The 21,514-nt window shown below is 56.3% G+C and carries 19 protein-coding genes; 5 read left to right on the top strand and 14 right to left on the bottom strand.

What is annotated here, in order from left to right:
• Positions 1-181: 181 nt before the first annotated feature.
• A complete protein-coding gene (locus KA369_15655) occupies positions 182-2,341 on the bottom strand; it encodes a SpoIIE family protein phosphatase (GenBank protein ID MBP7737416.1) in 2,160 nt (719 codons plus the stop codon).
• Positions 2,342-2,575: 234 nt separating this feature from the next.
• Here KA369_15655 and KA369_15650 point away from each other — a divergent pair, with 234 nt between their 5' ends.
• Together KA369_15650 and KA369_15645 are read left to right on the top strand one after the other, a co-directional pair.
• Positions 2,576-3,142 (top strand): hypothetical protein, encoded by a 567-nt coding sequence (locus tag KA369_15650; protein ID MBP7737415.1) that lies wholly within the window; start codon positions 2,576-2,578, stop codon positions 3,140-3,142.
• Positions 3,143-3,163: 21 nt separating this feature from the next.
• The gene (locus tag KA369_15645; protein MBP7737414.1) at positions 3,164-3,817 is read left to right on the top strand and encodes a cysteine hydrolase; all 654 of its coding nucleotides are present in this window, start codon (positions 3,164-3,166) and stop codon (positions 3,815-3,817) included.
• A gap of 32 nt (positions 3,818-3,849) precedes the next feature.
• Here KA369_15645 and KA369_15640 read toward each other — a convergent pair whose 3' ends face one another.
• The 11 genes from KA369_15640 to KA369_15590 form a co-directional block, all read right to left on the bottom strand.
• Positions 3,850-4,500, bottom strand: a complete 651-nt coding sequence (locus KA369_15640) for a zf-HC2 domain-containing protein (protein ID MBP7737413.1) — start codon at positions 4,498-4,500, stop codon at positions 3,850-3,852.
• Complete coding sequence (locus KA369_15635; protein MBP7737412.1) at positions 4,497-5,075, bottom strand: sigma-70 family RNA polymerase sigma factor; 579 nt, start codon at positions 5,073-5,075, stop codon at positions 4,497-4,499. Before KA369_15635 ends, KA369_15640 begins: the two co-directional genes overlap by 4 nt.
• A 156-nt stretch (positions 5,076-5,231) precedes the next feature.
• On the bottom strand, positions 5,232-6,446 hold the full coding sequence (locus KA369_15630; protein MBP7737411.1) for a tyrosine--tRNA ligase: 1,215 nt from the start codon (positions 6,444-6,446) through the stop codon (positions 5,232-5,234).
• Positions 6,446-6,745, bottom strand: a complete 300-nt coding sequence (locus tag KA369_15625; GenBank protein MBP7737410.1) for a hypothetical protein — start codon at positions 6,743-6,745, stop codon at positions 6,446-6,448. Before KA369_15625 ends, KA369_15630 begins: the two co-directional genes overlap by 1 nt.
• 231 nt (positions 6,746-6,976) lie before the next feature.
• Entirely contained in the window at positions 6,977-8,083 is a 1,107-nt protein-coding gene (gene dnaJ, locus KA369_15620; protein ID MBP7737409.1) for a molecular chaperone DnaJ, read from the bottom strand.
• 185 nt (positions 8,084-8,268) lie between these two features.
• Positions 8,269-10,215 carry a molecular chaperone DnaK gene (gene dnaK / locus KA369_15615; protein ID MBP7737408.1) on the bottom strand — a complete coding sequence of 649 codons (1,947 nt, stop codon included), beginning with the start codon at positions 10,213-10,215 and terminating at the stop codon, positions 8,269-8,271.
• Positions 10,216-10,281: 66 nt separating this feature from the next.
• Positions 10,282-10,998, bottom strand: a complete 717-nt coding sequence (locus KA369_15610) for a nucleotide exchange factor GrpE (GenBank protein MBP7737407.1) — start codon at positions 10,996-10,998, stop codon at positions 10,282-10,284.
• Positions 10,999-11,137: 139 nt separating this feature from the next.
• Positions 11,138-12,196: a heat-inducible transcription repressor HrcA gene (gene hrcA, locus KA369_15605; protein ID MBP7737406.1), complete on the bottom strand. Its 1,059-nt coding sequence runs from the start codon at positions 12,194-12,196 to the stop codon at positions 11,138-11,140.
• A gap of 88 nt (positions 12,197-12,284) precedes the next feature.
• Positions 12,285-13,112: a hypothetical protein gene (locus KA369_15600; protein MBP7737405.1), complete on the bottom strand. Its 828-nt coding sequence runs from the start codon at positions 13,110-13,112 to the stop codon at positions 12,285-12,287.
• Between the two features lie 9 nt (positions 13,113-13,121).
• Entirely contained in the window at positions 13,122-13,283 is a 162-nt protein-coding gene (locus tag KA369_15595) for a hypothetical protein (GenBank protein MBP7737404.1), read from the bottom strand.
• 214 nt (positions 13,284-13,497) lie between these two features.
• Positions 13,498-13,830 (bottom strand): STAS domain-containing protein, encoded by a 333-nt coding sequence (locus KA369_15590; GenBank protein ID MBP7737403.1) that lies wholly within the window; start codon positions 13,828-13,830, stop codon positions 13,498-13,500.
• Between the two features lie 191 nt (positions 13,831-14,021).
• On the opposite strand from KA369_15590, the gene KA369_15585 reads away from it, so the two are divergent.
• Positions 14,022-14,345, top strand: a complete 324-nt coding sequence (locus KA369_15585) for an STAS domain-containing protein (protein ID MBP7737402.1) — start codon at positions 14,022-14,024, stop codon at positions 14,343-14,345.
• 51 nt (positions 14,346-14,396) lie between these two features.
• Here the strand turns inward: KA369_15585 and KA369_15580 are convergent, their stop codons facing one another.
• Positions 14,397-16,823 carry a TIGR03960 family B12-binding radical SAM protein gene (locus KA369_15580; protein MBP7737401.1) on the bottom strand — a complete coding sequence of 809 codons (2,427 nt, stop codon included), beginning with the start codon at positions 16,821-16,823 and terminating at the stop codon, positions 14,397-14,399.
• Positions 16,824-16,936: 113 nt separating this feature from the next.
• A complete protein-coding gene (gene rsmA, locus KA369_15575; GenBank protein ID MBP7737400.1) occupies positions 16,937-17,794 on the bottom strand; it encodes a ribosomal RNA small subunit methyltransferase A in 858 nt (285 codons plus the stop codon).
• Between the two features lie 412 nt (positions 17,795-18,206).
• Between rsmA and KA369_15570 the strand changes: the two genes are divergently transcribed.
• On the top strand, positions 18,207-20,375 hold the full coding sequence (locus KA369_15570; GenBank protein MBP7737399.1) for a glutamine synthetase III: 2,169 nt from the start codon (positions 18,207-18,209) through the stop codon (positions 20,373-20,375).
• 457 nt (positions 20,376-20,832) lie between these two features.
• Positions 20,833-21,510 carry a MotA/TolQ/ExbB proton channel family protein gene (locus tag KA369_15565; GenBank protein ID MBP7737398.1) on the top strand — a complete coding sequence of 226 codons (678 nt, stop codon included), beginning with the start codon at positions 20,833-20,835 and terminating at the stop codon, positions 21,508-21,510.
• Positions 21,511-21,514 lie beyond the last annotated feature (4 nt).

Below are 21,514 nucleotides of genomic sequence, written 5' to 3'. Positions count from 1 at the left end.
ACCGCTGACCGCAACCTTACATGAAAATTTAATTTTATAATAACATGACCGAATGACAGACCGAAAAGATTAACTAATATTATTACCTATATTTTATACAATTAAAACCAAAACGTCAATATTAAACTGAAAATTTTTGGCTATTTATGCATAAAAATTAAAAAATTGGGGGATACACCGATCAGACGATCTTGAAGACCAGCACCACCACGTCCGACGTGGGCGACAGGAGGCCCATGAAGGCTTCGAAGGAATTCTTTATCTGCGCCGCAATCTCCTGGGCGCCGCGCGTCCTGTTCTCCATGACGGTATTGCGGAGCTTCAGGATGCCGTATTCGTCCCCCTTCTGGTTCTTCGACGTGGTCAGGGTCTTTGAATAGAGGATGCCGATGTCGCCCCGCACCAGGTCGGTCCGCCCTATGCCGTAGGTCGCCCCCGGGTCGTAGCCGATGGGAATCCCCTCTGTGTCGAAGGAGTCGAAATTGTTCTTTTCGATGCGGAACATCTCCAGCGCCGGATAGCCGGCGTTGGTGTACATGAGGCGCATCGACCTGATGTCATAATAGAGGTAATAGGCGGTGACCAGCTCGCCCTTCCCCTTGCCGTAATCGCACAGGACCCTGTTCATGTTGCCGATGACGGTGGACGTCGACGGCGCATCGAGGATGCTGGAGTGAAATGCGGAGCGGAGCAGCACCGAGTAAAGGGCGCTGTTTACCCCGACGCCGGAAATGTCCGTCGCGATGATGCCGACGCCGTGCTCTCCCGGCCGGATGAAATCGAAGTAATCGCTCCCCTGGGAGTATTTCGGGATGATGAAGGCGCCGAACTTGATGTTGTTGATATTGGGAAGGGAAACGGGGACGGCGCTGTTTATGATCCGCGACGACACGTCGATCGTCCGGGTCACCATCTGTTCCTGCATCGCCTTCTGGTACGTGAGGGCCGTTGAGATGTAATCGTTGCTCTTGACGTTGAACTGCCTGAGCTTGTCGATCTCGTCGGTATGATAGCCGGCGAGGGTCTCCTTCATCCCCAGGCAGAGGAGCCCCGCGACGCGGCGCTCGTGGTACACCGGCAGGACGACCTGCACCCCGTTATCGTTGAAAAACGACGCAATCTCGTCGCGGACCTCGGCGAAGGACCTGTCGTCGGTATAGACCCGGGACAATTGGAGGATCTCCTGGTTGCGGACGAACCAGCGGATGATGGGGGCGTTCCGCTCGATGGGCGGGAGTTCCGGCTTTTCGCGCCCCCCCTTGTAATAAAAGAGCTCGTATTTCCGGCTCTGGTCGTTGAGCAGGATAAAGAAGGCGTGATTGAGCGACAGGCCGTCGCGGAGGACGTCGACGGTCCTCCGGACCACGTCGTCCAGGCTTTTTTCCGCAGAGATGTCGCGGACGAATTTATCGACCACCGATCCGAAGGCGTACTGCTTGCGCTTGAACGCCCTGTCGATGAAGGGCTGCACGAATACCGAGAAGAGGATGAAAACGGAGACCACCGCTCCCGCGATCAGGTAATAGGGAACGTCGCCCAGTATCCAGAGCTTCCGGCTGTAGGCCCAGACGATCCCGAATATAGGGAGGGAGATGACCATGGAAATGATCGTGTATACGAAGGTCTTGTGGATGACCGTCCTGACATCCAGCATGTTGTAGGCGATGATAGAGTAGAAGAGCGAGGCGATGGTAAAGAACGTCGCCACGGCGGGGCCTATTACATAGAGCACCGTGTAGCCGAAAAAACGTGGCATTATAATGGAGAAAACGGAAGCGAGCGTCATGGAAACCGAGGAGCCTACGAAGAGGTAGCGCATCTGGAGCCGGTAGATATATTCCTTCGTGATGATGTATTTCCGCACGTACCCGCCCAGGGCCGAAAGAACGTAGAGGAAAGCCAGCGCCGCGTACACGGTGTAACCGGGGAAATCCTGGTTGAAGTCCCGGATGAACGCCCCGTCCTTGAAATAGGCCTTTGTAATGGTGAAGTCGGTAAAAACGGCCACCGATCCCATCACGATGGCGGGAATGAGTATGAGGAAGGATATCCAGAAGGGAAACCTCTTCGCCGTCTTGGGAAAAACAAAGGACATGCAGAACAGGCTGGAAAACGTCATCAGCGTCGACAGCTGCGTGATCTTGTTCATGAGGGTCAGGTCGAAATCTTCGGGGAACGCGTAGGTCAGGAACATCGTGAACAGGATCCCCAGGGCCGAGGTAGCGAAAAACGCGAAGTACCGCATGACCTGGTCACGCCAGTCCTTGACCAGAACGAAGATGACCGTGAAGATGATAATCGCTGATGCGGCCAGTGATATGAAAATACTGATTGTATTCATGGTGTCATTGCGTCCCGGTTATATTGTCGCCTTCGTACGGCCGCGTTGACTCGGAAAGCGCCGTGCCGGCGCGGCCCGCGCAGGGCATGGGCGTCGGCGAAAAAAAAGACCATGGCCCCGCCGCGAGGCGCAAAAATCATTGACGTATAATACTGCCTGCAACTATACTATTGGCCGGCGGGAAGACGCGCGGGCCCCGCGCGACCATCATATCCTAATACATTGAGGTTCGATATGGCTTTGACAAGAAAAAAATACGTCCTTGATAAAAAATTTCAATTCAGGATATCGATGCGGGCCATTATTCTCCCCCTTGTCACGACCCTGGCCATATGCGCGGTGCTGCTTTACTTCGCGAGCGATTCCAACCTGCTCATAAACGAGAACAACAAGAACATCACCGCCATCATAGACACGCAGGACAACATGCTGGACATGTTCATGGCCGTCCCGGCGCTCCAGGACCCTGACAATCCCATGGTGCGGAAATGCGACGCTGCCTTCAAGGAAAACCTGAAGATCACCAACAACATAAACAGCAATCACGAAAAGATCAAGAAAAACAGCCTTATCGTGCTCTACATCCTCATCGTCATGACCGTGATCCAGACTGCCATCATATTCTTCCAGTTCATCTTCTTCTCGCACAAGATATCGGGCCCCATCCATGTCATGACCAACTACCTGAGAGAGATCCGGAGCGGCAAAAAACCGGAATTCAGGCCCCTGCGCAAGCACGACGAGCTGCTGGAGTTCTACGAGGAATTCCGGACAACCATGGATTACCTGGCGAAAAAATAGATCCGGGCGGGGGTCGGAACAGTGAACGATGCAGTGCCGGCATTGATCGTCGTTGACATGCAGAATTACTACCTGAAGCGCGAATCGCCCTACTGCCGGTACTTTAACACCCTACAGCCCGGGTGCCTCAACTACATCATAACGCGCTGCGAAAAGATCGTCATTCCCAATATACGCCGCCTCGCCGAAGCCTTCCGGAAGAAATCCCTGCCGGTCATATTGCTGCGCCTCTGCGGTTCCGATCCGGAGCGCGAGGACCTTCACCATTTCTTCAGGGACACATACCATAGGGGAAAACGCGCCGGTTTCGACGACGTGTATCCGCTGGAAAGCGATCCCTGGGCCGATATCATCGGCCTGATCGGGCCGCTGCCGTCGGACATAGTCATAAACAAGACCACCTTCAGCCCCTTTACCGGGACCGGCATCGATTCAATACTCAGGGAAAAAGGGATCACGACCCTCGCCTTTACCGGGCTCTCCACGAGCCAGTGCGTCGAAACCACGGCGCGGGACGCCTCGGACCGCGGCTATGGCATCATCCATCTCGAGGACGCCCAGGCGGATTATGATGAAATGAGCCACACGTCGTCCCTCTACAGCTCCCAGGGAGTCTGCGGAGGCAACATCACGAAAACAGGGGATTACATTCACGCGGGATTGCCCCCCCTCTGAGGGGCGCGATGGGATTGTCCGGCGTCAGACGCCTATCGGAATACGCGGAACCGGACATATTTTTTGCCGGTGCCTTCAACGGCGATGGGCCCGTCTTCCAGGCCCACCTGCTCGATGGGGCCGCCCCAGGAGGCGCCGTTGTCCTTACCGGTCTCTTCCACCAGCATGTAGGCGACCTTTCTCGACCCAAGGCTCTTTCTGAGATCGTTGAACGTATTGACCGGAACGGTTCCTTCCACGTATTCGTCGGTCACCAGGGCGATGGCGGCCTTGTGGCTGCGAATGATGTCTATCACCTTCTCGGACTCGCTGTAGGAGCGCCGTGATACGCCGGCCGCGATATCGGAGCTGTCATGGACGCCTATGATGCCGGCGTTGAAAAGGCCGATGCCCGCGATGACCAGGATGGAGGCGGCCATGGCCGGCATCGATTTCAGGAATTGCCTTTTTTTCCGTGAAGACTTGATCTTCGCTATCGTCTCCCGCGACATCTGTTCCAGGGGGAAGTGCACGGCCGCGACATCCCGGCAGAGTTTGAGAGTTTTACCAAGCCGCTTGTATTCAAGGGAGCAGGCCTTGCAGCTTTCGAGATGGCGCATAAGCGACGCCTTCTCTTCCCTTGAATCCATCTCGTCATCGTACAGGTCAGACAGCTTATCAAACGGAATATGATTGCCGCTCATATCAATCCCCTTGCCAGTAATCTGTTCTTTAAAAATTCCCGGCCCCTGTGGATCCGTACCTTCACATTGGACAGGGATATGCCCAGAATGTCCGATATCTCGTTATATGACAATCCCTCGATATCGCGCAGCACCAGTATCTCGCGATAATCATCGGGGAGCATGCCGATCTCTTCCCTGACGATCCTGAGGGAATCGTTCAGGATGACTTCCTGCTCCGGGTTTTCCCGCTCATCGGGCAGCTGAAGGTCGTATTCATCGTCGCCCCGGGAGCTGTTTATGGAAACCAGGTTATACCGGCTGTTCTTCTTCCGGTAATTCTTGCAGTAATTGACCATTATGCTGTAGAACCAGGTGGAAAACTTCGATTCCCGCCTGAATGAGCGAAGCGCTTCCATTGTCATGATAAATATCTCCTGGGAGATATCCAGGGCCTCATCATAATCCTTAACCTGAGAGTAGACGTAGTTCAGGGTCTTGTCCTTGTACTTTTCTATTATGCCGGAAAAGGCGTCAACGTCCCCGGCCAGGACCCTGTCAATTATTTGAATATCTTCACTATCAGATTGTGACATGACTTTTTCGCGGTGGTTACGAATTAATAAATTTTTTTTAAAAAATATACCGGACAATATTATTCTCGGTGTATATATAAAGCAAGAGAAAAAACCATTGATGGGCGCGCCCCTGATAGGCGCACAAGCGCTTGTGCGCCTATCAGGGGCGCGAGATCACCCGATAATCTTTACGAATTTCCGCTTCCCCACCTTGAGGATCCCCTCGGCCGGAAGGGCCAACTCGAAATCCTCGGCGGCTATCTTCTCGCCTTCGAAGGAGACGCCACCTCCCTTGATGAGGCGGCGGGCCTCGCCGTTTGAAGCGGCGGTGCCGGCCAGGACCATGAGCTTGACGATCCATATCTTCCCGTCGGTTTTTTCGCCGTCGGGAACCCGGAATTCCGGCACCTCGTCGGGGAGCTCCTTGTTGGCGAAGACCCGGTCGAACTCGGCGGCGGCGTGCTCCGCCGCTTCCTCGTCATAGAACTGGGCGCATATGTTTTTCGCCAGGTTCACCTTCACGGTGCGGGGATGGAGGGTACCGTTGGCGACGCCTTCCTTGAACTTCTCGATATCCGCCCGGGGAACGTCGGTCACGAGCTCGTAGTAGAGGAACATCAGGTCGTCCGATATGGACATGACCTTGCCGAAGATGTCCTTCGGCGGTTCGTTGATGCCGATATAGTTGTGCAGTGACTTGCTCATCTTCTGGACGCCGTCGGTCCCGACCATGAGGGGCACCGTCATGATTACCTGGGGCTCCTGGCCGTACTCGCGCTGGAGGTCGCGCCCCACCAGGAGGTTGAATTTCTGGTCGGAGCCGCCCAGCTCGATGTCGGCCTTCAGGACCACGGAATCGTACCCCTGCACCAGGGGATACATGAACTCCAGGATGGTGATGGGGACCCCGCCCTTGTAGCGCTTGTCGAAATCATCGCGCTCGAGCATCCGCGCCACGTTGTACTTGGCGGTGAGGGTCAGCACGTCGTTGAAGGTCATGGAGGCGCACCACTCGGAGTTGAACACCACCTTCGTCTTCTCCCTGTCCAGTATCTTGAAGACCTGGCGCTTGTAGGTCTCGGCGTTTTCCAGGACCTGCTCGCGCGTGAGGGGCTTGCGCGTCACGGACCTTCCGGAGGGGTCGCCGATCATGCCGGTGAAATCCCCGATGAGGAACACCACGGTGTGGCCCATGTCCTGGAAGTGCCTCATCTTGCGCAGCAACACCGCGTGGCCCAGGTGTATGTCGGGGGCCGTCGGGTCAAAGCCCGCCTTGACTATCAGGGGTCTGTTCTCCCGTTCGGAGCGCTCAAGCTTCTTCTCGAATTCGTCAAGGGGCAGAATCTCCTCGGTGCCCCGCATCAGCAGTTCTTTGTCGTTCCGTATCATCAGTGCTTCTCCGTCTCCTCTGAATCGTCCGCGTCCTGTATGTCTTCCTCGGCAAGCTCGTCGATGTCATAATCCGGGCCCAGCTCACGGGCATAGTGGAACTGGGCGATGATGGCGATCAGCTCGCTCCGTGACTCGGAGGCCTCCTTCGAGGTTTCAAATCCTATGATGAGGGGCTCGTTCATGCCGGAAAGGTACACCTCGAACCCGTATTTTCCGCTGTCTTCAATGATATTACCCACCGCTGCGACTTTCGGGATAACGATGGCGATCCCGCCGTAATCAACTATTGGCAACATGCTTTTCTCCCTGGGCTGGTCTGTGAGGTCAGGGTTATCGCAACGCCCCGGAACGTCAAGATTAATACTGCCTGGAAACCGGCGTATGGGGCGGCGATGAGGACAGAGAATATAGACGGTCACTGCATGCCGCGGACCAAAAGAGGCATAAACGCAGAGAGAAACGGGTAAAAAGCCTGATGCAGGGGTTAAAAAGTATCAGTGATACTTGCCTTCAGACAGTCTCTAGTATCAATAAAACTCTTTTCCGCCGTGGCCCACCTCTTCGCCGTCCAGGGTGGAGAACTCTTTTAAAAGCTCCTTCTGGCGCGGTGACAGCTTCTTGGGCACCCTGATGTTGATCTTCACGAGCTGGTCGCCCCGGCCGTAGGACCCGAGGTAGGGGATGCCGTTCCCCTTGAGCCTGAAGATCTGGCCGTTCTCCGTGCCCGGCGGTATCTTCATCTTGGCCACGCTGCCGTTGATGGTGGGCACCTCGATCTCCCCTCCCAGGCACATCATGGGAAAGGACACGTCGACGACCGAGATGATATCATTGCCGTGGCGCTCGAAGAGCGGGTGGTTCTGCACGTGTATGACCACGTAGAGATCGCCCCTGGTTCCGCCGTTGGGGCCCTGCTCTCCCTCGCCGGTTATCTTCAGGCGGGAGCCTGATTCAACGCCCGCCGGTATCTTCACGGTGATGGTCCTCTTGTGCATCTTCAGGCCCGAGCCGCCGCAGGAGGAGCAGGGCGACGATATGATCTTCCCCTCTCCCTTGCACTTGTAGCAGGCCTGGGTGATGGAGAAGAACCCCTGGGTCTGCCTGATCTGTCCCGAGCCGTTGCAGACGGGGCACACGGTTGGCTTGGTGCCGGCCTTGGAGCCGGTGCCCTGGCAGGTCTCGCACGACTCGTTGCGCGGGATCTTTATCTGTATCTCCTTGCCGGTGGCCGCCTCTTCCAGCGTGATGGAAAGATCATACTGGATATCGGAGCCGCGGCGGCCACGCTTGGTCCTGCCCCGGGCCCCGAAGGCGGACCCGAAAAATCCCTCGAATATATCGCCGAAATCGAAATCGCCGAAAATGTCCGAAAAATCGGAATAGGCCCCGCGGCCGAATCCCTCAAAGCCGGACACGCCCTCATGGCCGAACTTGTCGTAGGATGCCCGCTTCTTCGGGTCGCGCAGCACTTCGTAGGCCTCCGTGGCTTCCTTGAACTTTTCTTCCGACTCCTTGTCTCCCTTGTTCCGGTCAGGATGATATTTGAGGGCAAGCTTTCGATAGGCCTGCTTTATGTCCTGCTCCGAAGCAGTTTTTGAAACGCCGAGAACTTCGTAATAATCCCGCTTAGCCACGTGAGGTTTCCCTTAGAATGTATTTATCAGTTTTTCGGATTGAGGCCCGGAAAAACGGCGATACGTCGCTGTATCGCCCCAGTGCCGATAACAATCGGTATTATTTTTCATCAGGCCATTAATCCAATAAATATACACAATATTTGATCCATTGTCAATATCGCCGCGCAAAATGCCCGAGACGATCACTTCTTGTCGTCATCCACCACTTCGTAATCGGCGTCATATACCTTTTCGCCGCTGCTGCCTCCCTTGGAATCGGGACCGGGCCCGCCGCCCTGGTCGCCGCCGGGCTGTTGCTGCTGCTGGCCGGCGTACTGCTGCGCGTGCTGCTGGTACATCCGCTCCGCAAACTTATGGGAGGCCTGCTCCAGCCTGCCCTTGGCCTCCTTGATGGCAGCCACGTTGTCCGATTCCATTGCCGTTCTCAGGGCCGCCATCTCCGACTCGATCTGGCTCTTTTCCGACGGCTCCACCTTGTCCGCGTTCTCCTTGAGAAGCTTTTCCAGCGAATAGATGAAGGAATCGCCCTCGTTCCTCGCCTCGATGAGCTCCCGGACCTTCTTGTCCTCGCTTGAATGCTCTTCGGCTTCCCGCACCATCTTCTTGATCTCGTCCTCGTTGAGGCCGCTGGAGGATTCGATCCGTATCTTCTGCTCCTTGCCGGTGCCCAGGTCCTTGGCCGAAACGTGGACGATGCCATTGGCGTCGATGTCGAAGGTTACCTCTATCTGGGGAACCCCCCGCGGCGCCGGCGGTATGCCCACCAGGTCGAACCTGCCCAGGGTACGGTTCTGCGCCGCCAGCTCGCGCTCGCCCTGGAGCACGTGGATGGAAACCGCCGGCTGGCTGTCCGAGGCCGTGGAGAAGATCTGGCTCTTCTTGGTCGGGATGGTGGTGTTCCGCTCGATCAGCTTGGTCATCACGCCGCCCAGGGTCTCGATGCCGAGGGAGAGCGGGGTGACGTCGAGGAGGAGCACGTCATGGACATCGCCGGTGAGAACGCCGCCCTGGATGGCCGCGCCCACCGCCACGACCTCGTCCGGGTTCACGCCCTTGTGGGGCTCCTTGGCGAAGATCCGCTTCACCAGCTCCTGCACCGCCGGCATCCGCGTGGAGCCGCCGACCAGGATGACCTCGTCGATATCGCCGGCGGTCATGCCAGCGTCCTCGAGGGCGCTCATGCAGGGATTCTTGGTCGAGTCGATCAGGTCCTCGATGAGCTGCTCCAGCTTCGACCGCGACAGGGTCATCACCAGGTGCTTGGCGCCCGACTGGTCCGCGGTGAGGAAGGGGATGTTGATCTCGGTCTGGGACTTGCTTGAAAGCTCGATCTTGGCCTTCTCCGCCGCCTCTTTGAGTCGCTGCAGGGCCATCTTGTCGCCGGACACGTCGATGCCGGTCTGCTTCTTGAACTCGAGCATCAGCCATTCCATGATCCGCTGGTCGAAATCGTCGCCGCCCAGGTGGGTGTTGCCGTTGGTCGACTTCACCTCGAAGACGCCGTCTCCCAGCTCCAGGATAGATACGTCGAAGGTGCCGCCTCCCAGGTCGTACACCGCTATCTTCTCGTTGCGCTTCGCCTTGTCAAGGCCGTAGGCGAGGGCCGCGGCCGTGGGCTCGTTGATGATCCGCTCCACCTCGAGGCCGGCGATCCTCCCGGCGTCCTTGGTCGCCTGGCGCTGTGCGTCGTTGAAATAGGCCGGCACCGTGATGACGGCGCGGGTCACCTTCTCGCCGAGATAGTCCTCGGCGGTCTGCTTCATCTTCTGCAGCACCCGGGCGGATATCTCCTGGGGAGAGAACTCGCCGGCGATGGTCTTCACGCGGACGCCCTCGCGCCCGTCGTCGATCACCTTGTAGGAAACCATCTTCATCTCGTTCCCCACTTCGCCGAAGCGCCGCCCCATGAACCGCTTGATGGAGCGGACGGTGTTCTCGGGATTGGTAATGATCTGGTTCTTCGCCACCTGCCCGACCAGGCGCTCGCCCTTGTCGGTAAAGGCCACGATGGACGGCGTCGTGCGCTGGCCCTCGGAATTCTGAATGACCACCGGCTCGCCGCCAATCATCACGGATACGCATGAATTGGTCGTTCCCAGGTCTATCCCTATTATCTTACTCATTGCAATTCTCCTTCACGTTAGTTATCTATAGTTTCGTTTCGACAATATATAGGCGCTGCCGCGCCCTGATCATTACTGTACTGTCCCGCCGTCGTCGGTATCCGCCTCCGCGGGAGGAGCCGCCTTCATCGGCTTTGTCACGCGTACCTTCGAGCTGCGCACCACCATGTCGTCGATGCGGAATCCCTTCTGGTACACCTTCGTGACCGTATCGACGGCGACGCCGTCGCTCATGTCGATCTCGACTGCCTCGTGGAAGTTCGGATCGAATTCCTGGTTCAGGGCCTCGATCTCGACGACGCCGTACTTCTTCATGGCCTCCTCGATGCGGCGGGAGATCATCGACACGCCCTCGACGAAGGATTTGTGCGCCTCTTCGGACGACGCGTCCCTGGACATGCTTTCCGACGCATCGATGGCACGGAGCAGGTCGTCGTTGATCTCCATGATATCATTGGAAAAATCCTTGATCGCCATCTTGCGGGACTCTCCCTGCTGCCTGGCCATGCGCTTCTTGTAATTCTCGAAATCGGCCTGGCGCCTGAGCATGACGTCCTTGAGGTTTTCCATGTCGCTCACGAGCTTCTGGTTCTCCTTGATGGCGTTGCACCGCTCCTCGTCGGCGATGCGGTCCGCGTCCCTGCGAAAATTCTTCCTCCGCTCCTCGGCGGCCTTTTCATCCTGCATTTTCTTTTCGAGATCCTCGTCCGAAGAATCAAAACCTTTCTTCAAGGCCGCCTCGTGGACCTCTTTCTCTTTAGCTTTGTGATGTTCCTTGTGCTTATCCATCATCTACCCCGGTTCTATATATGCAACACATGAAACTGCACCGTGCTCCGTCGGCGGAGCGCGATACCGTTGCGTGTGCGTTGTTCGCCATTCATATCAAGGGAAAGCGGCGGAGTCTCCAGCGCCGATCCCCGCGATGTCATTTCGACATTTTCGTCAGCAATTCCGTCACGACCCTGCCGGTGTAATCCACCAGGGGCACGATCTTTTCGTAATCCATCCTCGTGGGTCCCAGCACTCCCACGGCTCCCACCAGCTTGTTGCCGATCTTGTACGACGTGGAAACCATGCTGCAGCCCCTGACGTGCTCCTCCTCGATCTCTTCGCCGATGAGGGTGCTTATTCCCTCGCTCTCCAGCGTGCGCGAGAGGATGCGGCGGAGGATGTCATTCTGCTCTATGATGCTCAGCAGGCTGTGGAGTCGTTCCTCCTCTACCATTTCCGGTATCTTCAGGAGATTCTCGATGCCGTCTATGTGAAGGCGCGGCTCCTCGCTTTCCGCGACCGCGAGCTGCGCGATGTCGAGGGCCATGTCCTTGTTGACGCCGGACTCCTTCTCCTTCCGCAGCCGCTCGAAGATGCCGTCCCTGATCTCGTTGATGGCGTAGCCGCAGAGCTGGCCGGTCAGGTACTTGGAAAAGCTGTACAGGTCATCCTGCGTTACGTTGGACGAGATCAGCACCTTCTTGGTGAGCACCACGCCGGTCCTGGTGATCAGGATGAACAGGATCTCGTTGTTGTCCATGGGGATCAGGACCACCCGCTTCACCACCGTGAAATCGAAGCGCGGCGTCAGCATCACCGCGGCGTAGCGCGATTCGGTGGAGAGCATTTTGGTGATCACGGAATAGATCTTGTCGAGCTGAACTTCCCGCTTGATCGCCTCTTCCTTGACCGATATCTCGCGGTCCTTCATGGAAAACTCATAGGAATCGAGAAGCGAATCAACGTAAAACCGGTACCCCTTGTCGGTGGGGATCCTTCCGGCGGACGTATGGGGCTGCTTGAGATATTCCAGGCCCTCCAGGTCATACATGATGTTCCGCATCGTGGCCGGGGAAACGGCCAGCGAGTATTTATGCACGAATGAGCGGGAGCCAACGGGCTTTCCCTTGGTTATATATTCATACACGATGGCCTGCAAAATCGAGGCTTCTCTTTCTTCCAGGGACCTTTCTTTTGTTGTACCTTGGGACATAGTAATCACCAATCTATTAGCACTCTCCACTAATGAGTGCTAATAGCATATTAATAAAAAAAAGGCATATAGTCAAGCCAAAAAGTCACTATTTTCCTTTTTGTTCTTTTTCTTTTTTATCTTTATCTTTTGCTTTATCGTCAGCTTCGAGGGCCATCTTGGCTGCGTCGATGATATTCTTGAGCTTGGTGGCTTCGACATCCTCGCCGAAGAGAACATGAATCTTGCGCAGGGCCGCAAGGTACGAGATGGAGCTCTTCAGGTCGTCCCTGGCCTTCCCGGCCATCTCATACTTGGTCCGGAACTGTTTGGCAGCCTCCGTGAGGCTATCCTTGCACAGCAGCATCATGTCGCGCCGGTCGTAGAAAAAAGGCGTCCGCGGGTCGCGGAGCCTGGCCACATCCGAGAAACTGGTAATGTTCTTGGTGATAACGGCGGCGCGGGCCTGCCATTCCACGAAGGACCATTTCCACTTGGTGTCCTGGCCGAAATTCCTGATCAGCTCGCCCAGTATCCTGTGCATGCGCTTAACGAAGTTGAGGATCTGCTGAGGATTTATCTCCTTGATGGTGGCCAGGTATTCGTCGTTTTCCTTGAGGGACCGATCGACCTGGTTCCCCACGATCTCCTCCAGGTACTGGAGCACCTTGTAGAACTCCTTGCGGGCATTTTCCAGGAAGGTGCTGTTCCGGAGGTTCAGCATCTCCAGGGAGAGGTCGTTCATCTTGATAAAGTTCTCAATGGCGTCCATTTCGTGCGACGCCAGCTCGAGGTTATAGTAATTGGCGATGTTGGGATGCTTCTTCTTCTTCGCGGCGGCCTCGTTGATAGATTTCTTTATCTGCTCCACTTCGCGCTTGATGTCCTTTACCTCATCGTTATATGCCGCCTTCTCGGCCTTGCTTACCGTTCCCATAACACCTTCCTATGCGTAGCTGTCGATAGTGGTTCCCTTGTTATTTTCGGCCGGTTCAGGGTTTCTATTAACAGGGGCGGGCTCATTTCTCACAGGCTCCTCCTGGCGGGGCGGCTCCGTGGAAAAACCGCGGGGGACCACATCGGGACCGCTGATGTTGGTTATTTCCATAATCCCCTCCTTATTATACTTTATTCGGACAGGCTCCCCTTACAATGAGCCATAACTCAATTTAAATATAATTTTGGGGTACGGATATTTCAAGTAAAAAAATGGACTCGACCGCCCCCCATTACCCGCTGTCAACAACTCACAACCCACGGTCTATATCGTCCTCTCGGCGGGATTACGTCTCTTTATATGAAAGGCTGAAAGATCTTACCGGTTAATTGAAGGACGCAATGGCTTCATCAACGGTGGAACAGATCGTGACAATAGAAATAATCTTGGTCATTTCCAGAACTTTCTTCACTTCCGGATTGACCGAGGCAAGACGAAGCTGTGACTCCAGGCTCTTGTTGACATAATAAAAAACGCCTAATCCCGAACTTGTTATCATGTATACATCGCTGAGATCGATAACAAGCTTCTTTATTCCATAATCACTTATTGCTTCCAGAAGCAATTCTTTAAGATTGGGAATATCCTGCGTGTAGACTTGCCGTACCACGATTTTGATCAGGAACAGCTTGCCACCCTTATCGATGACTTCAATCATGGTTCACACCCGCCCTATGTGCAGTATTATGTATATATTGAATAAAAGTATATCTATAGAGTCCTGTCCACCTTTTTTTTATATTGAAATTTCCGGTTCGATGTTTCAAACTGGCATTGATTGGGTCCATTCAATCCCTTCTATCTATTTCAGATAGAGCACAATTTAATTATACAAAATGGCCGAAAATTATGGAAATAAGTCACCGGGATTCAAGAAATCATAAAATAGTAATACTGAAAGGCGAACTGGATTATTTCAGCAGCAAAGAAGTAAGAGAAGTATTATTCAAATTCATTCATGAAAAAACAAAAAGCATAATCCTGGATCTCAGGGACGTGCCTTTTATAGATTCGGCGGGTATGGGCTTACTCATCACCGTCAACAAGGAGTTGAATAAAATTGACGGTAAAATCGGATTACTGAGTCCATCGAAAGATGTATTGGATCTCATGATACTGGCGACATTGGACAAATTAATTCAAATATACGATAATGAAGATGACATCAAATAATCACCGTCATGATAACACCGGTTCGGCCCCATAGGGGTGAGTGGACCGATTTTACTCAATCCTTGAGAGTTTCCCTTCGGCTACCACATATTGTTCCATTTTGACGAGGCGGAGGCCCTGCATGGCGCTGAATTCCGCAGCGGCCAATACCTTCACCGCGTCATCGATCCTCACCGATTCCCCGGAACCGGCGTAGAGCCGCAGCACAATCGAACTCTCCCCTTCCCGGTCGTACGAATGCACCACCGTATTGAAGGAAACGACACGATCCAATCTCTTCCCATGCTTCACAAAATCGGGCTCCGCGGCAAGGCCGTTGATGACCGCACCGATACCGGAAGCGGCCGTAACCCGGTACTCGATGACGCCGGTCACCGCCATGAGCGAGGTTGCCTTCATGTCAAGGGATCGGATTGCGGTTGCGGCGATCCCCTCCGGGAGGGAGGCGTTGAGAAGATTGAGGATGTCGCCGGCCATGGCGCCATAAAGATCCACGTCAACCAGCTCCGCCTCGCTTTCAACGCCCAGGGGCGTGGGAAAGCCCGCTGACAGGCGCTCCCGCTTGTTGAAGCCCTGGGTCATGGCCACAGGGGCCTCCGCCATCCGCAGGGCCCTTTTCACTATTTCCATGAAATCGATGTGGGGAATGAACCGCGCCAGGCCCGTCTTGGCGAAGCGGACCCGCATCCTGCCGGTGACCGCATAGCGTTTCTCGAAGCTGCGCCGGGCCTCCTCGATACGGGCTGTGTCGATGGCCCCGGGAGTGCGGGGGACCCTCTCGCGCAGGGACGCGCCCGCTTCGCTCGCGGCGGCCCGCTTTTCCACCAGCCCTTCGAAACCGGTCTGGACAAGGCGCCAGGGGAGCTGTCCCTCAAGTCGTTCACCCAGTCTCCCCTCCCATCCGGGGAGACACCCGTCAAGGACACGCTTCCATATATCATACCTGAAATGCTCGTCCCATGAATCGAAGCGGCACCCTTCCCGGTATGCACTCTCGATGGCATCACCCAGGCGTGCGTCACCCCTGGCCAGGACCCCCTCGATGATGGAAGATTCCACGTTATGGTTCTTGACCGTGATGGACCGCGGCAGGCCGCGCTTGATCCGGCAGACCGCGTCCTCGAAGTAGTCCCTGCCCATCTGGCGCTCCCGCTGAAAGGGAGTGTGGGGCTTGGGCACGAAGGGGGACACGGTCACGTTGATGTCCAGCTTCCGCCCGCCGATGCGGTGCAGTTCCTTCAACAGGGCGATGATATCCGCCGCTTCGTCATGGTTTTCACATCCCGGCAGACCGATCATGAAATAGAGCTTGATGACCTTCCACCCGCGGGCGTACACGTGCCCCACGATCTCCATGAGGTCCCGAACGAAGACCCTCTTGTTCGACCTGGCGCGGAGCTCCTCGGAGGCGGACTCCACCGCGAAGGTGAGGGACGCCCGCCGAAGCTCAGAGACCTGCTCGATGAGCGGCAGCGTGGCCGTGTCGACCCGCAGGGACGGGAACGACACCGAGATCCCCATGGCCGTGAGGTCCGGAAGGACATGGTTGAAGAGGGACACCAGCTTCGGATAATCGCTGATGGACAGCGACGAGAGGGTGACCTCGTTGTACCCGGTGTTCCGGGCGATCTCGCGTATGCGGCCGGCGATCTCCCGGTGATCGTAGCAGCGGTAAGGAAGATCGTAGAAACCGGCGTGGCAAAAATTGCAGAAATTGGTGCAGCCCCGGCTCGCCTCGATGACGATGCGCTCCTGGGCGATGCGGATGCCCGGCACCAGGGGCTTCACAGGGTCGACCAGGGCCGCGCCGCGGTACACCCTCTTCCGCACAAGCGGCCCATCCCCGGCGCCGTCGTACAACGACGGCAGCAGCACACCCTCGATCCCGCCGATACGGGCCAGGGTCCGCGTCCTGTCCAGGCCCTCTGCCTTCGCCGCCATCAGGGCCTTCACGATGTCGACGATCCCCTCCTCGCCGTCGCCGATGAAAAAGGCGTCGATGAAATCGCCCATCGGGAAGGGATTGGACACCGCCTCGCCTCCGGCGATAACTATCGGCGACCCCTCGCCCCGGTCCCGGCGGCGCAGGGGGATGCCGCCCAGGTCGAGGACCTGCAGGACGTTGGTGAAAAGAAGCTCGTGGGAAAGGTTGAAGCCGATGAGATCGAGGCCGCACAGGGGCGTGAAGGTCTCGAGGGTGTACAGGGGGACGCCCCCGGAGCGGAGGGCTTCGGCGAAATCGTCAGACACGGCAAAGACCCGTTCGCAGGCGGCGCCATCGATGGCGTTCACAATGTCGTAGAGGATGCGTATCCCGTTGTTGGACATGGCCACTTCGTACAGGTCCGGATACGACAGGGCCATGCGGAAGGGGGCGCCTTCCTTGACGATCATGTTGAGCTCGCGGCCCATGTAGCGCCCGGGCTTCTGCACGCGCGAAAGGAGTTTTTCAATTGTTGGCTGGTCGATTCGCTTCATATGTTCCATGACACTATTCATTCAACAGCCTTTCCGGCTTCAACTCATTTTTATATTTCTCGCGGAGACGCAGAGTCGCAGAGAAAATATAGATTATCATATCGCAATAAACCCTATTCCCCCTGCGTCTCCGCGCCTCTGCGAGAGATATTCTCCGTTCCCATAGCCCGTGCCAGGGCCACATACTCCTCCCGGGTCAGCTCCTCGCCGCGCCTGGCCCCATCGACGCCGGCAGCGGCAAGGATGCGCGCCGCGCCGCCCCTGTCCAGGTCAAGGTGGGGCGATCCGGTCAGAGCCGCGACAATGGTCTTCCTTCTGCCCCAGAAGGCCGATTTCACCAGCCGGTGAAAGAGGTCTACGTCATTTCCCTCAAGGGGGAGCGAAGGACGGCGGGACAGGACAAGGAACGACGACGTCACGTCGGGCCTGGGATAAAAGGATTCCCGCGGCACGGTCAACAACCGGCGCGCCTCGTAGTAGAACCCGAGGGTCACCGTGAGGGCGCCGTAGCTTTTACTGCCGGGGGCCGCGGTGATGCGCCCGGCGACCTCCTTCTGGAGCATCACGTAGACCGGCGTCGCCCGGTAACGGGTGAATTCAAATAGTATTTCGGAAGAGCAATAATAGGGAAGATTCGACACGATCTTGTTAAAGGTGTCGGGGGGCGGATTTTTCAGGAAATCCCCGTGGACCAGGGTGAAGTTTTCCCTGGCGCCGAATCGGTCGGCAAGGTACCGGCAGAATCCGGCGTCGATCTCCATCGCCGTCACGTGGCCCGCCCGTTCCACCAGCAGCTCCGTGAGGGAGCCGAGGCCCGGGCCTATCTCGAGGACCCGGTCCGCGCCGGTGCATTCCATGGCCCCGACGATCTTTTCCCTGGCTTCCCTGGAAACGAGAAAATTCTGACCGAGGCGCCTGTTCGGATGCAGGCCCAGGCGCTCGATGGTCTCTTTGATTTCAACGGTATTCATTTTTGTTCTTGAAATTCAGCCCGATAAAAGCCAGTATATTCACGGCCGCGGGGCCCTCACCGTCAACCGGCCGCGTCTATACACTGTGCGGAAATTGCGATAAAATGTCAACCTCGACATCAATTAATTCAGGAAGAGGCGGAGATGATTTCATGCAAGGCATAAAAATGACTTGAAACGAAATTATCGAGGTGGCAGAAAGTAACAGGAAAACCCAATCTGAACTGATTTTATAAATGATTTCGGCCCTGCGGAACGCCTTTCGGACTCGGTAGAGGCGGTTTTTATTACACTAATGTTAAATTAGGGCGATTTGAGGCTGCTACCGCAACGCAACTGTTGACAAACAGGAGCGGGAAAAATTATATTCCCTTTGTTTTTACAATATCACTAATTCGCACTGGAGGCATCCATGAAGAAAGTAACACCGACCATCGCGACCGAGAGAACCTATACGGTCGAGAAAGAGAAAGACCTCCCCATCTCCAGCTACTTCGGCGAGGACACTTTTAACGATAAAGTGATGCAGGCAAAATTACCCAAGGTATTTTACGCCAAGCTGAAAGAGAGCATCGACAAGGGGAAGAAGCTCGACATTGAAACGGCCAACGCCGTGGCCCACGCCATGAAGGAATGGGCCCTGGAGAACGGGGCCACCCACTTCGCCCACTGGTTCCAGCCCATGACCGGCGCCACAGCGGAAAAGCATGACGCCTTCATCGAGATCTCCGGCCCGGGCGAAGTGATCGAGCGCTTCACCGGCGAGCAGCTCGTCCAGGGCGAGCCTGACGCGTCGAGCTTCCCCAGCGGCGGACTCCGCGCCACCTTCGAGGCCCGCGGCTACACGGCCTGGGACATGTCAAGCCCGGCCTTCCTCCGGAAAAACGGGATCGGCATCACCCTCTGCATACCGACGGCTTTCATCTCGTACCACGGCGAGGCCCTGGACAAGAAGACGCCGCTCCTCCGCTCCGTCAGGGCGGTCAACGACAGCGCCATGCGGGTCCTGAAGGTCCTGGGCAACCGTAAATCGAAGAAAGTGACATCCAACCTCGGGCCGGAGCAGGAATATTTCTGCATCGATATGGATTATTTCTACAAGCGCCAGGACCTGGTGCTCACCGGCAGGACACTTATGGGAGCGCCGCCGGCGAAAGGCCAGGAGCTCGAAGACCAGTACTTCGGCAGCATCAAGGAGCGGATGCAGTCCTTCATGCACGATGTCGAGGAAGAGCTGTACAAGCTGGGGATACCGGCCAAGACCAGGCACAACGAGGTGGCGCCCGCGCAGTTCGAGATCGCGCCTATCTTCGAAGAGGCCAATGTAGCCGTGGACCACAACCTCCTCGTCATGGACAAGCTGCAGCAGGTGGCGCGCCAGCACAACATGGCGGTCCTGCTCCACGAAAAGCCCTTCGCGGGCATCAACGGGTCAGGCAAGCACGTGAACTGGTCCCTCTCGACCGATGACGGCATCAACCTGTTCAAGCCGGGGAAAACCCCCCATGACAACATCCAGTTCCTGGTGTTCCTCCTGGCGACCATGAAGGCAGTGCTCAGGCACTCAGATCTCCTGCGCGCGGCAGTGGCATCGGCGTCCAACGACCACCGCCTGGGAGCCAACGAGGCGCCCCCGGCGATCATATCGATCTTTCTCGGCGACCAGCTGACGAAAATTCTCGAGAGCATCGAGAAGGGCGTCGCCTCCGACGCCTCCGACAAGTCGATCATCGACCTGGGCATATCGTCGCTGCCCGTGGTGAGCAGGGACAATTCCGACCGGAACCGGACCTCCCCCTTCGCCTTTACCGGGAACAAGTTCGAGTTCCGCGCCGTCGGCTCGTCCCAGAACATATCCTTCGCCGCGACCGTCGTCAACACCATCATCGCCGAGAGCCTTGACGAAGTGGCGGACATGATCGAAAAGCGGGGGACCGAAAACATCAAGCATACCGTGATGGAAATCATGAAGGAAGAGCTGCCGAAGGTGAAGCCGATCCTCTTCATGGGCGACAACTACACCGACGAATGGCACGCCGAAGCCGAGCGCCGCAAGCTCCCGAACATGAGAACCACGCCGGAAGCGCTGAAGTCCCTGGACACCGAAAAGGCTTCGAAGCTTTTTGAAAAATACAAGGTGCTCTCCCCGATCGAGCTGAAATCGCGCTACACCATCAAGCTCGAGAAGTACATCAAGGACATCGAGATAGAGGGACGGGCCCTCCACAGCATGGTTTCCAGCATGGTGCTGCCGGCCGCGATAAGGTTCCAGGGCGAGGTGGCCTCGTCGATCGCCAAGGCGGAAAAGGTCCTGGGCGGCGTCGACTTCTCGGCCCAGAAAAACCTGCTGAAGCGTATCGCCGAGCTCATCGCCGGCATCGAGGGCTCCACCGCCCTGCTTAAATCCAGGATGGAAAGCAACGGTCACGGTCATGACTACCAGAAAGCGGCGGAGTTCTGCAACAGCGACATCAAGGGCGCCATGGCGGAAATACGGAAACAGGCGGACGAGCTGGAGGCGCTGATCGCCGACGACCTGTGGCCCATGCCGAAATTCTGGGAAATGCTCTTTGTGAACTAGGAGATCATTTCAGAGCAATTTACAGAGGCCGCGGACACATCCGCGGCCTTTTTTATGTATTTATCCGGCCTCCGGCGCGTAACCGATAGGCGCGCAATATATGTTTGCCCTCACCCCGCCTCCGGCGAATTCCATACCCTCATCCCCCCGCCCCTTCTCCCATTGAGAAATGAAGAAAGGAGAAGGGGAGCTTAAAGAGGAGCCCTCTCCTTTTTTCATGGCTTTATGGGAGAGGGCGCGCCGGAGGCGGGGTGAGGGCATAATTTGTACGCGAAACGCGGACAAGGCATAAAATCAATTTACCCGGTAGCAGATATCATCTTGATCCGTGTTTAAACATTAAGGGCGTAAAAAAAGTATTGCATTATTAACCGCTCGGTTAATAGTATGCCAGTTTTTGTATCATTTTTAATTCTCGCACATCTAAAACTTTAATTATATACTTCAGCGAGTGCTTATGTCAGATATACTTATCATTGTAGGACACGGAGAAACCTTCGTATTTGCCATGCTCATACTGGCCAGCATCCTTGCCCTGGCGGTGGGAATGGAGCGGGCAGTCATATTCAAGCGCAATTCCAACAAGAAAATCTCCCGCTTTGCGGAAGAATTGATCGCGCTCCTCAGGAAGCGCGATCTCAAGGCGGCGGCCGACAAGGCCCGTGAATTCGGCGACAACGTCTACACCCGTTTCGCCATCTTCTCCATCGAACACGCCAGCGACAACGCCCACGGCCTTCAGGACCTCATGGCCGGGAAGATATTAGAGGAAAAGATAGAGCTCGAGAAACGGCTGACCATCCTGAACACCCTGGGCAACAACGCCCCCTTCATCGGGCTCCTCGGCACGGTCCTGGGCGTCATCAAGGCGTTCCACGGCCTCGGCACCCTCGGCAGCTCCGGAGCGGACGTGGTCATGCGCAGCATCTCCAAGGCCCTGCTGGCCACGGCGGCCGGCCTCTTCATCGCCATTCCCGTGGTCATGGCCAACAACTACTTTTCCAAGAAGGTCAAGACAATCATCCAGCGGCTTGAGATCCTCTCGCGGGAGATAAGCGCGAGCCTGCATGTGCACAAGGCGGCTCCCGCCGAGACCAAAGCGCCGAAAGCGACGCGGAAAAGCGTTAAGAGGTAACATA

The organism is Spirochaetota bacterium (genome assembly GCA_017999915.1).
Taxonomy (GTDB): Bacteria; Spirochaetota; UBA4802; order UBA4802; family UBA5550; genus RBG-16-49-21.
This window is presented reverse-complemented; position numbering and strand designations above follow the sequence as displayed.

What these genes read in the sequence shown, in the direction of transcription:
- KA369_15585 (MBP7737402.1), top strand. Translation starts at nt 14,022, where the DNA reads ATGGAAATAAGTCACCGGGATTCAAGAAATCATAAAATAGTAATACTG.
- KA369_15565 (MBP7737398.1), top strand. Translation starts at nt 20,833, where the DNA reads ATGTCAGATATACTTATCATTGTAGGACACGGAGAAACCTTCGTATTT.
- KA369_15630 (MBP7737411.1), bottom strand. Translation starts at nt 6,446, where the DNA reads ATGATACGGAACGACAAAGAACTGCTGATGCGGGGCACCGAGGAGATT.
- KA369_15650 (MBP7737415.1), top strand. Translation starts at nt 2,576, where the DNA reads ATGGCTTTGACAAGAAAAAAATACGTCCTTGATAAAAAATTTCAATTC.
- KA369_15600 (MBP7737405.1), bottom strand. Translation starts at nt 13,112, where the DNA reads ATGGGAACGGTAAGCAAGGCCGAGAAGGCGGCATATAACGATGAGGTA.
- KA369_15610 (MBP7737407.1), bottom strand. Translation starts at nt 10,998, where the DNA reads ATGGATAAGCACAAGGAACATCACAAAGCTAAAGAGAAAGAGGTCCAC.
- KA369_15590 (MBP7737403.1), bottom strand. Translation starts at nt 13,830, where the DNA reads ATGATTGAAGTCATCGATAAGGGTGGCAAGCTGTTCCTGATCAAAATC.
- KA369_15635 (MBP7737412.1), bottom strand. Translation starts at nt 5,075, where the DNA reads ATGTCACAATCTGATAGTGAAGATATTCAAATAATTGACAGGGTCCTG.
- KA369_15595 (MBP7737404.1), bottom strand. Translation starts at nt 13,283, where the DNA reads ATGGAAATAACCAACATCAGCGGTCCCGATGTGGTCCCCCGCGGTTTT.
- KA369_15655 (MBP7737416.1), bottom strand. Translation starts at nt 2,341, where the DNA reads ATGAATACAATCAGTATTTTCATATCACTGGCCGCATCAGCGATTATC.
- KA369_15570 (MBP7737399.1), top strand. Translation starts at nt 18,207, where the DNA reads ATGAAGAAAGTAACACCGACCATCGCGACCGAGAGAACCTATACGGTC.
- KA369_15640 (MBP7737413.1), bottom strand. Translation starts at nt 4,500, where the DNA reads ATGAGCGGCAATCATATTCCGTTTGATAAGCTGTCTGACCTGTACGAT.
- KA369_15625 (MBP7737410.1), bottom strand. Translation starts at nt 6,745, where the DNA reads ATGTTGCCAATAGTTGATTACGGCGGGATCGCCATCGTTATCCCGAAA.
- rsmA (MBP7737400.1), bottom strand. Translation starts at nt 17,794, where the DNA reads ATGAATACCGTTGAAATCAAAGAGACCATCGAGCGCCTGGGCCTGCAT.
- KA369_15580 (MBP7737401.1), bottom strand. Translation starts at nt 16,823, where the DNA reads ATGAAGCGAATCGACCAGCCAACAATTGAAAAACTCCTTTCGCGCGTG.
- hrcA (MBP7737406.1), bottom strand. Translation starts at nt 12,196, where the DNA reads ATGTCCCAAGGTACAACAAAAGAAAGGTCCCTGGAAGAAAGAGAAGCC.